Origin of the sequence: Agarivorans sp. TSD2052, assembly GCF_023238625.1 — a bacterium.
Taxonomy (GTDB): Bacteria; Pseudomonadota; Gammaproteobacteria; order Enterobacterales; family Celerinatantimonadaceae; genus Agarivorans.
This window is the reverse complement of record NZ_CP096670.1, coordinates 1,629,261-1,644,010: the sequence shown is the minus strand read 5'-3', so window position 1 is coordinate 1,644,010 and position 14,750 is coordinate 1,629,261. Positions and strand designations below refer to the sequence as shown.

13 protein-coding genes are annotated in these 14,750 nt (G+C 43.6%); 3 read left to right on the top strand and 10 right to left on the bottom strand.

The annotated features are described in order from the left end of the window. Positions 1 to 62 precede the first annotated feature (62 nt). Positions 63 to 341 carry a peptidylprolyl isomerase PpiC gene (ppiC, locus tag M0C34_RS07450; RefSeq protein WP_248715004.1) on the bottom strand — a complete coding sequence of 93 codons (279 nt, stop codon included), beginning with the start codon at positions 339 to 341 and terminating at the stop codon, positions 63 to 65. Positions 342 to 705: 364 nt separating this feature from the next. Here ppiC and M0C34_RS07445 point away from each other — a divergent pair, with 364 nt between their 5' ends. From M0C34_RS07445 to M0C34_RS07435, 3 genes are read left to right on the top strand one after another with little or no spacing between them, the layout of a single operon-like run. Further along, positions 706 to 1,380 carry a YjbF family lipoprotein gene (locus M0C34_RS07445; protein WP_248715003.1) on the top strand — a complete coding sequence of 225 codons (675 nt, stop codon included), beginning with the start codon at positions 706 to 708 and terminating at the stop codon, positions 1,378 to 1,380. A 49-nt stretch (positions 1,381 to 1,429) separates the two neighbouring features. Next, positions 1,430 to 2,314 (top strand): capsule biosynthesis GfcC family protein, encoded by an 885-nt coding sequence (locus M0C34_RS07440; protein ID WP_248715002.1) that lies wholly within the window; start codon positions 1,430 to 1,432, stop codon positions 2,312 to 2,314. Continuing rightward, positions 2,307 to 4,433 (top strand): YjbH domain-containing protein, encoded by a 2,127-nt coding sequence (locus M0C34_RS07435; protein ID WP_248715001.1) that lies wholly within the window; start codon positions 2,307 to 2,309, stop codon positions 4,431 to 4,433. The genes M0C34_RS07440 and M0C34_RS07435 overlap by 8 nt, the downstream gene beginning before the upstream one ends. A gap of 108 nt (positions 4,434 to 4,541) precedes the next feature. Here the strand turns inward: M0C34_RS07435 and M0C34_RS07430 are convergent, their stop codons facing one another. From M0C34_RS07430 to M0C34_RS07390, 9 genes are all read right to left on the bottom strand, one after another. Beyond that, positions 4,542 to 5,708 carry a nucleotide sugar dehydrogenase gene (locus M0C34_RS07430; protein WP_248715000.1) on the bottom strand — a complete coding sequence of 389 codons (1,167 nt, stop codon included), beginning with the start codon at positions 5,706 to 5,708 and terminating at the stop codon, positions 4,542 to 4,544. Between the two features lie 71 nt (positions 5,709 to 5,779). Then, positions 5,780 to 6,784, bottom strand: coding sequence for an NAD-dependent epimerase (locus M0C34_RS07425; protein WP_248714999.1), 1,005 nt, complete (start codon positions 6,782 to 6,784; stop codon positions 5,780 to 5,782). A gap of 107 nt (positions 6,785 to 6,891) precedes the next feature. Next, complete coding sequence (locus M0C34_RS07420) at positions 6,892 to 7,851, bottom strand: DHH family phosphoesterase (RefSeq protein ID WP_248714998.1); 960 nt, start codon at positions 7,849 to 7,851, stop codon at positions 6,892 to 6,894. A gap of 356 nt (positions 7,852 to 8,207) precedes the next feature. Next, the gene (cysC, locus tag M0C34_RS07415) at positions 8,208 to 8,813 is read right to left on the bottom strand and encodes an adenylyl-sulfate kinase (protein WP_248714997.1); all 606 of its coding nucleotides are present in this window, start codon (positions 8,811 to 8,813) and stop codon (positions 8,208 to 8,210) included. Positions 8,814 to 8,876: 63 nt separating this feature from the next. After that, positions 8,877 to 10,607, bottom strand: a complete 1,731-nt coding sequence (locus M0C34_RS07410; protein ID WP_248714996.1) for an SLC13 family permease — start codon at positions 10,605 to 10,607, stop codon at positions 8,877 to 8,879. Beyond that, positions 10,607 to 12,028 carry a sulfate adenylyltransferase subunit CysN gene (gene cysN / locus M0C34_RS07405; protein ID WP_248714995.1) on the bottom strand — a complete coding sequence of 474 codons (1,422 nt, stop codon included), beginning with the start codon at positions 12,026 to 12,028 and terminating at the stop codon, positions 10,607 to 10,609. Before cysN ends, M0C34_RS07410 begins: the two co-directional genes overlap by 1 nt. A 100-nt stretch (positions 12,029 to 12,128) precedes the next feature. Further along, positions 12,129 to 12,464: a four helix bundle protein gene (locus M0C34_RS07400; protein ID WP_248714994.1), complete on the bottom strand. Its 336-nt coding sequence runs from the start codon at positions 12,462 to 12,464 to the stop codon at positions 12,129 to 12,131. Between the two features lie 108 nt (positions 12,465 to 12,572). Then, positions 12,573 to 13,478 (bottom strand): sulfate adenylyltransferase subunit CysD, encoded by a 906-nt coding sequence (gene cysD / locus M0C34_RS07395; RefSeq protein WP_248714993.1) that lies wholly within the window; start codon positions 13,476 to 13,478, stop codon positions 12,573 to 12,575. Between the two features lie 56 nt (positions 13,479 to 13,534). Continuing rightward, complete coding sequence (locus M0C34_RS07390; protein WP_248714992.1) at positions 13,535 to 14,677, bottom strand: glycosyltransferase family 4 protein; 1,143 nt, start codon at positions 14,675 to 14,677, stop codon at positions 13,535 to 13,537. Between the last annotated feature and the right edge of the window lie 73 nt (positions 14,678 to 14,750).

Genomic DNA, 14,750 nt, shown 5'->3' with positions numbered 1-14,750 from the left:
CCTGTCGATGTGCTTAAGCGAGGTAACACGCTATGCACATCGACAAATTTAAAGAGCGATAACTAGGTCCGGTAAAGCACTTTTACCACATGCCAGCCAAATTTGGTTTTCACTAAATGAGGCGTTAGCACCTCACCACTAAAGCACACTTTATCAAACTGCGGCACCATTTGACCGCGTCGAAACTCGCCCAAATCACCGCCCTTTTTACCCGATGGGCAGCTTGAATATTTTCTAGCAAGGGTTTGAAACTTAGCGCCTTTTTTAAGCTGAGTGAGTATATCTTCGGCTTGTTCTTTATGCTTCACCAAAATGTGTAATGCTGCTGCGGTGCTGGCCATGGTTTTTCCTAGAATTGTTTAGCCGTAAATGATAACAAATCTACAACCAGTTTGAGTTATTAATTACCCAAGAAAACCTGAGAAATAGGCTTGCATTGCGGTAACGATGTATTCCCATTGCTGCCAACGATAAGAACCATACGATGAGTAGGGCTAGTATAAGATAGTGACTGCTCAGCATGAAATGTAATCAGCGACTCTCAGCCAGTATCCGCCACCTAAGAACCCCTCTGTCATTAACGTCCTCATGGTTATTGCAAAATAATAACGCTTTCAATAAAGCTTAGAGATATTTATCTAGTTTCAATACTTTTAGGGTATGCGTTCTAATGCTAAGCTAAGTGCTGAATTATAGGCTTAGGCAATGGAAATGCGATTCAGTAAAGTAGTTATCTCGGCAGCACTGGCTGCGTCTCTTTTAGGCTGTACCCAAGACTATAAAAGCGCCAAAGAACTGGTAGATATCGCAGTAAACGGCTTGCCTGATATTCAATTATCAGAAGAGGAGCGCTTAGCGCTTAATTTTGCCGCTGTTTACATCAAATATGGCGAACATCCCAAGACCTATATCGCACTCGCGAAGGCACAAGGCGATGAAAGAGTATGGGCAGCCAGTGATGGTATCACCGTGGTCACTCGCAATGGCCAAATTATTCGCAGTGACGGCTTACCGTTTGCCAGCAGCGGCGTGCATTACCTCAAGCAAGACCCCTTTGCTCAAGGGTTACTCTCGGTAGAAGAAAACACCCCATACCTCGCCACCCGAGATTACATATCTGAAGACTTATTTGGGGTAACCAGCGAATCAAGCTTTACTGTGCATGAGACTAGCCAAGCAGTTATTGCCGGAAGCGAGCGACAACTACAAAGGGTAAGCGAGCAGTTAAGTGTGCCAGCACTTAAGTTCAGCACCACCAATCAATATTGGGTAGAACAGCGCAACAACAAACAAATTATTTGGCGTACAGAGCAACAATTAGGCCCCAATCAGCCAATGGTATTCTTAGAAAGCTTAATGCCTTTTTTTGAAGATATTTAGTTAACCGGTATTAACTCAAGCTGTGTTAACTCAACAAGGAAGAATGTTTATGCGCGTAATGCGTAAGTCTTTATGGGCCGCTGCGGCCCATTACTCTAGTGCGACAAGCTTAGCCAAACGGCCATTAGCCTTGTGGGTAAAATTTGCTAAAGCCACCCTGCTGGTGTCAGTGTTGAATATCGGTGTAAACAGCGCTCTTGCCGAAACAGCAACTGACGCAGCCACTAACCAAACACCACACATAAGCGTAGCGGTACAACAAGCCCATCAAGCGATACAGCAATATTCGGTTGCGCAAGGTTCACGCCTCAGCCAGCTTATCAGCCAGCTCAGCTTAAGTGACAACGATTACTGGTATGCCACGGCATGGTTGCGCCATGGTCAGGCACTTAAGCATCAACAAAAAAAATCAACCTTACTCACGCTGGTAGACCAGCAAATAGCTAAGCAAGATAAATATGCTGAGCAATGGCGCGCCGTTAAACAGCAGATCGCAGCACTGGTGCCTACCGATCGCTTCACCATTGCGGTACACCCAGACCGCGTGTATGCCGACGGCACGAGTAATTATCTATTACACGCGCAAGACAAAATCATTATTCCGGCTCGACCTAGCACCATAAGCATCACAGGCTTTGCTACATCACTAAATCTCGACCATCAGCCTAGCCAAGACTTAAACGATTACTTGAAAAGCGCCACAATGTTAGCCATGGCAGATAACAGCATCGTTTGGTTAATAAAACCCGATACCACTACCCTGCAGCTACCGATTGCTTATTGGAACAAGCTCAATACGCAAACCCTAGCGCCTGGCAGCATCATTTTTGTGCCCGCTAAAACACAAATATTTAGCGAACAACACCAACAAATAAATCAGCTCTACCTTGAGCTTCTGCAAAATCAGATAATAGGAAGCCCCCAAGGTGAGTAAACGTCAATTTCAAGCCTTAAACATTAAGCCCTTAGCCCCTTTAGCAATGGCTATTTCGGCATTATTACCCCTATCTGCCAGCTTGGCGGCGCCTTCCCAATCAGACTTTGGCGGAGTAGGTTTAATACAAATACCCACTGCCCGCATGAGCCCGGAGGGTGAGTTCGCCTTTAATCTAAACTATGTAGACCCCTATATCAGAGGGGCGATAGCAATCACCCCCGTGCCATGGTTTGAAGGCGTGATACGCTATACCTCGGTTGAGAACCGTTTATATAGCCCCTACCCCGGATACAGTGGCGACCAAAGTTATAAAGACAAAGGCTTTGACGCCAAATTTAGGCTGTGGCAAGAATCTTACTACGTACCTGAAATCGCTTTAGGCTTTCGTGATATTGGTGGCACGGGTTTATTTGCTAGCGAGTACTTGGTCGCCAGTAAACGCTGGGGGAACCTAGACTTCACCTTAGGCATGGGCTGGGGCTATCTAGCCAATGGCAGCGATCTAGATAATCCATTATGTAAAATATCTGACAGCGCCTGTGAACGCCCGGGGCGAAAACCCGGAGACAATGGAGGAAAACTGGGGGCTGGTGATTTCTTCCGTGGTCCAAATGCTGGCCTTTTAGCGGGCCTTGAATACCACACGCCCATTGAGGGCTTAAGTCTAAAGCTTGAATACGATTCTAACGATTACCAGCACGAAGCATTAGACAACCAATTCGATCAAAGCTTACCGGTTAATATTGGGGCCGTTTATGCCTGGGGCGACTACGTCAATCTAAACCTTGGCTACGAACGCGGTAATACGCTGATGGCCGGTATTACCATTCGTACTAACTTTCAAACGGTGCCCAATCAAATCAAGCTTGATGAACCACCAGAGGCTTTAAACGACACCGAAACCTCTGCCCAGGTAGATTACGACGACTTAGTCGACACGTTAGCCGATAACGCCGGATTACAAGCAAGTACCCTAGTATTGAGCGAGAACCGTATAAGCGTGAGCGGCGAGCAACTTAAATACCGAAAACGCAGCGACGCAGACCAACGCATTGCTCGCGTACTACATAACCGTTTGCCTGACACTGTGAGCGAATTTGAGATAGTAGAAACCGCACAAGGCCTGCCTTTATATAGCAGTACAATAGACCGAGCCGCTTTCTTAGATAACGCACAAAACCAACTTGAGCCAGAACAAGAAAGCCCCTATGTAAGCAGCCAAGTCTACCAAGAGTCTGACAGTACAGCGGCAAACCAAACCAGCACTCAGGTAGATAAAACGCCTTATAATGTCTCGCTGTACCCCGGTTTAACGCAAAGCATTGGCAGCGCAGAGACCTTTTATTTCTACGCGGTATCTTTACACCTAGCAGGAGAGTACCAATTTACCGACAAGTTAAAAGCCGATGGCATTGCTTCGTGGACAATTGCAAATAACTACGACAAATTTAATTATACGGTTGATGATTCCACCGGTGCAATCCCGCGTTCACGCACTTATATTCGGGAGTATTTAACCGCCAGTGATATAGGCCTGTCCAATCTACAACTCACCTACTTTGATAACTACGGTAAAAACTTCTACGCGCAATACTACGGCGGCTATTTAGAGTTTATGTATGGCGGTGTGGGGGGCGAACTATTGTATCGACCTTACAATAGTTCACTGGCTTTTGGCGTGGATCTAAACCGCGTTAAGCAGCGTGATTTTGACCGAGGTTTTGGTTTTAGAGATTACGAAGTCACCACCGGCCACGCCGCGCTTTATTGGCAATCTCCATGGTATGGAGTTAATACCGAGCTATCAGCAGGGCAATACCTCTCTGGTGACCGAGGGTTTACCGTTGATGTATCAAGAGAGTTTGATAACGGTACCATTGCTGGTTTCTTCTTCACAAAAACCGATGTCAGTGCTGAAGACTATGGCGAAGGTAGCTTTAACAAAGGCTTCTACATAAAAATCCCCTTCGACATGATGCTGACCCGTTCCAGTACCAAATATGCTGCCTTTAATTGGACGCCACTCACACGCGATGGCGGTCAAAAGCTTATTCGTAAATATAGCCTGTATGATGAGACTAAAGCCAAAGGCAGAAAGAGCATTGGTACTCACTGACCACTATGCTGTAACGCCTAGCTGCAAATAACTAGGCGCTAATCACCCCACAAAAAACGGCGCTAATTAGCGCCGTCTTTTAGTTAAAACCAATGTAGTTTGTACGACTTAATCACTACCAAACAAATCGCGGGTATACACCTTATCTGCTACGTCTTTAATTTCATCAACCATACGGTTGGCAATAATCACATCGCAGCTTTGTTTAAATTCAGCGAGATCGCGATACACCTTTGAGCGGTAAAACTCGTCTTCTTCCATCACGGGTTCGTAAATTACCACTTCAATACCTTTGGCTTTAATGCGTTTCATAATGCCTTGAATACTCGAGGCCCGGAAATTATCTGAGCCAGACTTCATAATAAGGCGATATACGCCTACCCGTTTAGGATTACGCCTAACAATAGAGTCGGCAATAAAATCTTTGCGGGTGGTATTCGCGTCAACAATGGCGCCAATAATATTATTAGGTACATCTTTATAATTGGCTAACAGCTGCTTGGTATCTTTTGGTAAACAGTAGCCGCCATAGCCAAACGAAGGGTTATTGTAGTGACTGCCAATTCGAGGGTCTAAACCCACCCCCTGGATTATATGTTTACTGTCTAGCCCATGGGTTTCAGCGTAAGTGTCTAACTCATTAAAATAGGCAACACGCAGCGCCAAATAGGTATTGGCAAACAATTTTATCGCTTCAGCTTCTGTTGAATCAGTAAGCAATACATCAATGTTTTCTTTAATTGCTCCTTCCACTAACAAGCTAGCAAACACCCGCGCACGCTCAGACTCCTCACCCACCACAATGCGAGAGGGATGCAAGTTATCGTATAAAGCACGCCCTTCTCGTAAAAATTCAGGCGAAAAGATAATATTGTCACAGTCAAACTTTTCACGAACCGATTTGGTATAACCCACTGGTACGGTAGATTTGATAATCATCGTTGTATTAGGGTTGATGGCTAATACATCCTTGATGACCGCTTCTACCGAGCCTGTATTAAAGTAGTTGGTTTCAGGGTCATAGTCGGTAGGAGTTGAAATAATGACGTAATCCGCTCCTGCATAAGCCAGCTTTTTATCTAAAGTAGCAGTAAAATTTAACTCTTTGTTTGATAAAAAACTCTCAATTTCTGCATCCACAATCGGTGATAATTTACGATTAAGTAGCTCGACCTTTTCTTCAATAATGTCGACAGCAACGACTTCATGGTTTTGAGAAAGTAACATAGCGTTCGATAAACCGACGTACCCCGTACCTGCAACTGCAATTTTCATATTTTTCCTTGTAACTCGTAAATATTAATAATCTTTAGTACTAGAGCGTCAAAGCTTTAATAACCTATTACTTAATGTACCGAATAATAGTCTTTATACCAATCAACAAAACGCCTAACGCCCTCATTGATGGCAACTTTAGGCTTATATCCTGTAGCTTGGTAAAGCTCTGAAGTATCCGCCCAAGTGTGATACACATCACCGGCTTGCATTGGCAAATAATTCTTTTTAGCGGGTATGCCAGTGGCATCTTCAATGGCTTTTACAAAGTCCATCAGCTTAACTGGCGCACCATTACCAATGTTATATAAAGCATACGGAGCCGTGCTTTGGTTGGGAAAACTGAAATCACTATGCTGGCTATCAGTAGGTATTAACGCTTGAATGCGCATAACGCCTTCCACAATGTCGTCTATATAGGTGAAGTCACGAGACAAGTCACCGTTATTATAAATATCGATGGTGTCACCATCCAAAATGGCTTTAGTAAACTTAAACGGCGCCATATCCGGCCTACCCCACGGCCCGTATACGGTAAAAAAACGCAGCCCGGTGGTTGGTAAGCCAAATAAATGGGAATAAGTATGAGAGGTCAGTTCGTTAGCACGTTTAGTCGCAGCGTATAAAGACACAGGATGGTCAACCGGATCTTTTACGGAGAATGGCATTTTATTATTCATGCCGTACACCGAGCTGCTAGACGCATATACCAAATGTTCTACTTTATATTTACTGCACCCTTCAAGAATATCGATATGTCCAGCAAGGTTAGCATCAGCATAGCGATGAGGGTTTTCTAAAGAGTACCGAACCCCAGCTTGAGCCCCTAAATGAATAACCCGCTGAAACTGTTGCTCAGCAAACAGTTGATCAATAGCCTCTCGATCGAAAAGATCGATAGAATAAAAATTGAAATGGTCGTAATTTTTAAGCTGCTCGAGCCTGGCTAACTTCAAATTAACATCATAATAGTTATTGAGATTGTCAATGCCTACCACTTCATGGCCTTCTGCGCATAAGCGCCTAGCCACATGAAACCCAATAAAGCCGGCTGCGCCGGTCACCAAATATTTCATAGTTACTTCGTTAAACAATAAAAGCTAGTTAAGGCAACTAGCTTTATTGTTAATTTAAATTATTACTTATAATAGCAATTACAAGCCATCGCGACTATTCAATATTGCTATGCATAAAAACCGTTTAAGCGGCGAATAAAGGCATCAAGTTGATCATGCGGTAGCCGATTAATACCTGCGGCTGCCTTTCTGCCACCACCTGTCACAAATTCGCTACACACTTCATCGGCCCCGGTTTTATTATTTAGCGGAGCCCGAACACTAATCAAGTATGTGTCATCGCCATTATCACTGACGACAGCGTGCGCCTTGTTAGGGTTATTATTGGCCAGTTGATTACCAAACACGCCACCTACCCGTCGGCTCCATTGTTGATTAGGCAGCAAATACACCTCTGCCACATCAGTACTTGCAGCACAATCACTGGCTTCTGCTAACGCCATATCGGCTTTATAAGCGTTCTGTAGCACAGCAAAGGGGGAATTATCAGCGGCAATAGCAGAAAATGGATTGTCGTAAGCCAATAAAGACTGAAATAACTCAACCGGCTTAATATGTAAATCGTCTAGCGTAGCACCGTAACCGTTATAGTTAATCAGTGTACCAAACTCTTTCAGCTGGGCTCTTTGAGATAGATTAAGTTTAGCCTCATCAGCTAACTGCTCAGCTTTAGCCAGCAGGTTGTCACCATAGGCTGCGGTAATGGCCCATAAATGAAATTGCCCATTTAAGTGTTTATCCACTAACAGCGCAGTACAAACGTTAGGATCCATATCAATGGTAGCGTTCAGCGAAGCGTGCTCAGGGATGGTTCCAGGACGATGGTGGTCAAAATAGCTAACTTTAGCACCGGCATTTAATGCTTTGGTCAGGCCATCGATATTCTTCTCCATAGAAATATCTAACACGGTTACTTCGCACTCGGCGCTAAATTCAAGCTTATTCATTAACTGAATGTCGCGCTTAACACCGGTAACCAATTGGCTATCTTTTGGCTCGGCTAAACGTAATTGTAATAAGGCAATAATGCCATCGGCATCACCGTTAAAAATGTCTATGTAGTTCACAACACAATCCTATAAAGGTACTTCGATACACGAGCTGCAAGCTACCAACACTATACTCATAGCTCGGAGCTCGGAGCTCGTAACTCGGAGCTCATAACGCGTAGCTCATAACTCGTAACTCGTAACTCATAGCTCGTAGCTCGTAGCTCGTAGCTCATAACTCGTAGCTCATAGCTCGTAACTCGTAGCTCATAGCTCGTAGCTCATAACTCGTAGCTCATAACTCGTAGCTCGTAACTCGTAGCTCGTAGCTCGTAGCTCGTAACTCGGAGTTCATAACTCGTAGCTCGTAACTCGTAGCTCGTAGCTCGTAACTCGTAGCTCGTAACTCGTAGCTCGTAGCTCGTAGCTCGTAGCTAGCTAATTATCCCAGCGTTTTCTAAGGCTGAAATCACCTCATTGGCACAGTCTTCAACAGATTTACCATCGGTTTCAACATGGATATCAGCACTAGTAGGTACCTCATAGGCTGAGTCTATACCGGTAAAGTGTTTAATTTCGCCTGCGCGAGCTTTCTTATACAAACCTTTAGGGTCGCGTTGTTCGCACACAGCTAATGGCGTATCAATAAACACCTCTAAAAACTCGCCGGCTGATAATTGATTGCGCACTAAATCACGGTCGGCCTTAAAAGGAGAGATAAAGGCTGTTGAAACCACTAAGCCCGCATCAACAAATAACTTGGCGACTTCCCCAATGCGTCGAATATTCTCAACTCTGTCTTTGTCAGAAAAGCCTAAGTCGCCATTTAAACCGTGGCGAACATTATCACCATCTAATACATAGGTATGTACATTACGTTTATGTAAAAGGTGGTCAACCGCATTAGCAACGGTTGATTTACCCGAGCCACTTAAACCGGTAAACCATAAAACACAAGGTTTATGTTGTTTATGCTCAGAACGGGCTTCACGGCTTACACTGTGGGCATGCCACACAACATTTTCGCTTTTATTATCCATAACAACCTCTACAAATTAAAACAAACTCTAGGCTAGCCTTAAATTTTAATAAATCACTCGACACTAGCTCAACGGAAACATCATAGGAACTAAAGTTAACACTACCGCCGCATAAACGAGAGCAACAGGAAAGCCAACTTTAAAGAAATCGATCAATTTATAACGGCCCGCGTTATACACCATTAAATTAGTTTGGTAACCATAAGGGCTAACAAAACTAGCACTGGCAGCAAAAGCTACAATCATGGTAAAGGTCATTGGGTTTGCATCAACCGCAATGGCAAATCCATAGGCAATTGGAAACATCAGTGCTGCGGCCGCGTTATTAGTGACTAGCTCGGTTAATAACCATGTAAGAACGTAAATTACGAGTAAAGACAGCATAATCCATTCCGGATCGGTGATATGGCCAAAGCCACTTTCTAACAATAATACTAGCCCTGAATTATGAAGAGCCTGAGACAGCGTCAGTGCCGCGGCCACAATTAACCAAATTTCTTTAGGAAAACGACGTAGCAACTCGCTAGGGCTTAAGCAACCAGAAAAGAGTAAGATGCCGAGCAATATAAACATCACCTTAAATAAAGGGACAACACCCACAGCGGCTAGCGCAACGGCTGTAAAAAAACCACCAATGGCAATCCATTCTCTAAAACCACTCAAACGGCTTTCCGTTTCTACTCCACTCACTACAATAAAGTTTTTACTCAAGTTGTTACGATTTTTAAAATCGCCACCTACCGCCAACACAAGGAAGTCGCCGACTTGCAAAACCACATCACCTAACTTCCCAGATACTCGCTGACCATCGCGGCGTATAGCAACAACCGCAGCATCAAACTGCGCTCTAAAACCAGCACTTTTAAGGCTTTTACCGTTCAGCATACTTTCTGGGCGTATCACTACTTCGGTTAAATTAGAACCAAGCAACCCGTTAGAATCGGCAAACATTTGCAAGCCAGAAAACTGGTTAAGTTGCATCAACTTGGTGATATCGCCACTAAATACCAACCGGTCACCGGCTTCAAGCACTTCATCAGGGGCTACGGGGCTAATCAGTTTGTTATGGCGAACTATCTCAACTAAAAACAGTGATTCTAAATGGCGTAAACCATTTTCTTCTACACTCTTGCCTATCAAACCTGAATCAGCTTGCACCTTGGCATCGATAAAATAGCTATGAAAGTCCACTTCTTCGGTGTCATTATCAGGCAGAAACCGCGAGCTAAACGCCAGGGTTACGCCACAAGCAATCACCGCCACTAAGCCAATCAAGGTAAAATCGAAAAAGCCAAGAGAAACTCCACTGGTGTCAATCAATAGGCTATTTACGATAAGATTAGTTGAAGTACCAATAAGGGTTAAAGTGCCGCCCAAAATAGCCGCGTAAGATAAGGGCAATAATAACTTGCTTGCACTATGGTTGGGGTTGTTACGAATAGGTGCCAATAAAGTGGCAACCACTGCTGTATTGTTCAAAGCCGCAGAGGCTAATACTGTAATACTGTACAGCCTGATCCACGTTTCTTTCAATGAAGGTTTAATGATTGAAGACGCCACTAAGCGCAGCAACCGTGTTTTTTCTAACGCAATCGAGCACAACATCAACAATACTAAAGTCAATAAGCCGGGGTTAGCCACGCTAGCAATGAGCTGCTCTGTAGACACTAAATTACAAAAGTATAAAAACAAAATAACCCCACCAAAGATTTTGGTCGGGTTATTTTGATAGCGGACTAAGGCCGCGATAGTGCTGGCAAAAACTGCCAGCACTATTATAGCTTGCCATGACATTATTTTAGAAACTCACGCAAGTCCTTGGCATCCCAATGTGGAAAATGCTTCCTAATGAGGGCATTTAACTCTACTTCAAAAGAAGAAAAGTGAGCATTCGGCTTGGTTTCATCTAGCTTGCCTTGACCGGTAATCATACCCGCGCCTACGGTGACATTAGTTATACGGTCAATAATAATAAATGAACCTGTACCTTGTGCTTTAGTGTATGCGTCAAAGGCGACTTGCTGGCTAAACTGGACTTGGCAATGACCAATTTCGTTCAAGTTTAAACGAACCGCGTCTTTGTTTTCTAAAGTATTCACATCAATTTGGTAGTCAATACTATCTACCGAACCCGATGTGGTTTTAGTCGCTAACTTAAAGTCATACTGTTTATTTGGAATTAATGGCTCTTCTGCCATCCAAACAACGGTAGCTTCAACACTGCTGGCTACAATAGGTTGGTTGTTAGTATGCACCAACATATTGCCGCGGCTAGCGTCAATTTCGTCTTCCAAGGTCAGGGTAACCGCCATAGGTGCAAAAGCTTCTTCTATTTCACCATCAAACGTGACGATAGAGGCAACTTTTGAAACTTTACCTGAAGGTAAAGACATCACTTCATCACCTTTACGGACAACGCCTGAGCTAATGGTTCCACAGAAGCCGCGGAAATCAAGGTTAGGTCGATTAACGTATTGCACAGGGAAACGGAAATCGTCAAAGTTTAAGCCAGACGTAATCGGCGCAACTTCTAACATTCCCATTAGCGTATCGCCGTGATACCAAGGGCTTAATTCACTGCGCTCAACCACGTTATCACCGTTAAGTGCAGAGATAGGCACAAACTTAATACTGTCGATGTTTAAGTTTTCAGCAAACTTCTGGTATTCGGCTTTAATTTCTTCAAAACGGGCTTCAGCAAAATCAACCAAATCCATTTTGTTAATCGCAACAACCACTTGCTTAATACCCAGCGACGATACAATGAAGCTATGACGACGGGTTTGCACTTGCACACCGTAACGAGCATCAATCATCACAATGGCTAGCTCACAGTTAGACGCACCGGTCGCCATGTTACGGGTGTATTGCTCGTGCCCTGGGGTGTCGGCAATAATGAATTTGCGTTTATCAGTAGAAAAATAACGATAAGCTACATCAATAGTAATGCCCTGCTCACGCTCTGATTGCAAACCATCCACTAACAAAGCCAAATCAAACTCGCCATCGGTGGTATTAAAACGCTTTGAGTCGTTTTTAATCGTGGCTAATTGATCTTCAAAAATCATTTTCGAATCATGCAGTAAACGACCAATTAAGGTACTTTTACCATCGTCTACACTGCCGCAAGTTAACAAACGTAACAGTTGTTTTTGTTCATGTTGTTGCAGATATTCTTCAATATCTGACGCTATTAAATCTGATTGATGTGACATTTCATCCTCACTCGCCGGGGCTCGCTCTGAAGCTATAAGCTATATGTTAAAAGCTATAAGTGAAACCAAGACTAAAATTACTAATTAATAACGACTACGCCTAAATGCTTTTAGCCAAGCCAAATAGCATTGAACCAAGTTCGCGCGTTTCTTGCATCCAAACATCACCTAAATCATTAGGTATATAATTAATTCGGATACCAATTAAAACTTGTGTACGTAATTCCGCACAAGAGCCTTGAGCGATATTGATAAAGTTTAACTTCTCTTTATCAGAGCGTCTTACCATGCCCTCAGCGATATTACTGGGGATAGACAAAGAAGAACGGGTAATTTGGTCCTTAAAACCGAAATCTTTTGAATCACTAAAATGAGAATAAATGTGAACAGATAAATCTACTGCGCGTTGCCAAACAACTAAGCGTTCAAAATCCATGTAATATCCAAACTCAAACTAAATTCAAGGTTATTCTGTCTCTCTGACTTAAAGCTATGCTCTTCGCTCTTATCGCTGACTTCTTAAGGCTTATGGCTATTTCTAAATCTAGAAATAGCCTTCCATCTTTTTCTTTTCCATTGAGCCAGCGCTGTCATGGTCAATAACTCGACCTTGGCGCTCAGACGTCTTGGTCAGCAGCATTTCTTGAATCACTTCTTGTAGGGTATCTGCTTCAGATTCAACCGCGCCTGTTAGCGGGTAACAACCCAACGTTCTGAAACGTACCATTTTATGCTGAATGTCTTTTTCATCAACCGGCATACGGTCGTCATCCACCATTATTAAGGTGCCGTCGCGCTCAACCACAGGGCGTTTCGCCGCTAGATAGAGAGGAACAATATCGATATTCTCTAAGTAGATGTATTGCCAAATATCAAGCTCAGTCCAGTTAGATAAGGGGAAAACACGAATGCTCTCGCCTTTGTTTACTTTAGAGTTATAAGTATTCCAAAGCTCAGGGCGCTGTGATTTAGGATCCCAGCGGTGGTTTTTATCGCGGAAAGAGTAAACACGCTCTTTTGCGCGAGACTTCTCTTCATCACGGCGAGCACCACCAAAGGCTGCGTCAAATTGATACTTGTCTAAGGCCTGCTTCAAACCTTGAGTTTTCATCACATCAGTATGCACGGCGCTGCCATGGGTAAAAGGCCCCATGCCCATGGCGATACCTTCCGGGTTTTTATGGACAATTAGCTCAAAACCATACTTTTCGGCCATTTTATCGCGAAACTGGATCATTTCTTTAAATTTCCAGTTGGTATCTACATGCATTAGTGGGAAGGGAATTTTACCAGGGTAAAATGCTTTACGTGCCAAATGCAACATAACCGCTGAATCTTTACCAACTGAATAAAGCATCACAGGGTTATCAAATTCAGCCGCCACTTCGCGGATAATGTGAATACTCTCAGCCTCTAAGGCCTTGAGATGGGTTAAATTAAAATTTTCCATTAATTTTGAGCTCTTAATTCCAATATTTCATTAAAAGAGAATACTACAACACCAGATTACGTGATTTTCTGCAATATCTCTAGATAACGCGCTATAACTTTATTGACGCAGAAATAACGTTGCATTCTAAGCCGCCCTTTATCACCCATGCTTATTCGCTGGGCATGTGTGAGATCGGCAATGTCATTAATAGCCAAGGCTAACGAAGCAACACTTTGCGGTTGACACAGTAGGCCCGTTTCACCGTCTTCAACGGTTTCACGGCAACCCACATTGTCGGTGGTAATAATCGGCTTGGCCATGGCAGCCGCTTCTAAAAGACTACGCGGCACGCCTTCGCGATAATAAGACGGCAGTACCACACAGTCACACAAACCAACAATACTAGGTACGTCATCAGACGAACCAAGATAATTAATCAGCCCTTTTTTATGCCATTGATTAACATCATTAATATTTATCGAATTAGGACTTGATGGTTCAGGTATACCAAGTAATTGAAACTCTACGTCACTACGTCGTCGCGCCACCGCCTCGGCGGCTTGCACATACTCGCGAATACCTTTTTGATTAAGCAGCCTAGCCACCAAAATAAAGCGCACTACCCCATCATTTGGCGCTTCCACGGCGCGAAACTTGTCTAAATTTATCCCTGAGCCAGGAATACGACTGGTATTTTCAGCCTTAACATAAGCACCATCTACAAAAATTTTCCGGTCATCTTCGTTTTGAAATAAAACATGCTGCGCCTTCGGTTGGCTATACTTTAACAAGCTACGCACAATGCGGTTTAATAGGTTATCTGAGCTAAAGCTAGTGCCAAGGCCCGTGATATTATTCACCACCGGAATACCTAAACTATGCGCAGCAACCGTGCTGTAAACATTTAGCTTAGGCGTATAATTAAACACCACTTTAGGATTGATTTGCCGATAAAGCGCACGAATAGCGCGTAGCGATAAAAAATCAATTAGGGGATTGGTGCCTCTACGGCTTAACTTAAGAGGGTGGTGAACTAAGCCCATCGCCAGCAACTTGTCAGTATGCGCATCGACCGGAGAGACCACGTGCACCAACCAACCTTCGTCCATTAAACGCTGCATTAAGCCTTGATGAAAGTTGTACAAATACCAAGAGGTGTTAGCAGCAAAAACACACTTTTTAATAGAAGACGGTATAGCAAACTCTCTTTGTTTCATCGTAGAAATTTTCCGCGAAAATATATCACAAACGCGATGAGATTTGAAAAAAATCGAAGTATTTGAGAAACAC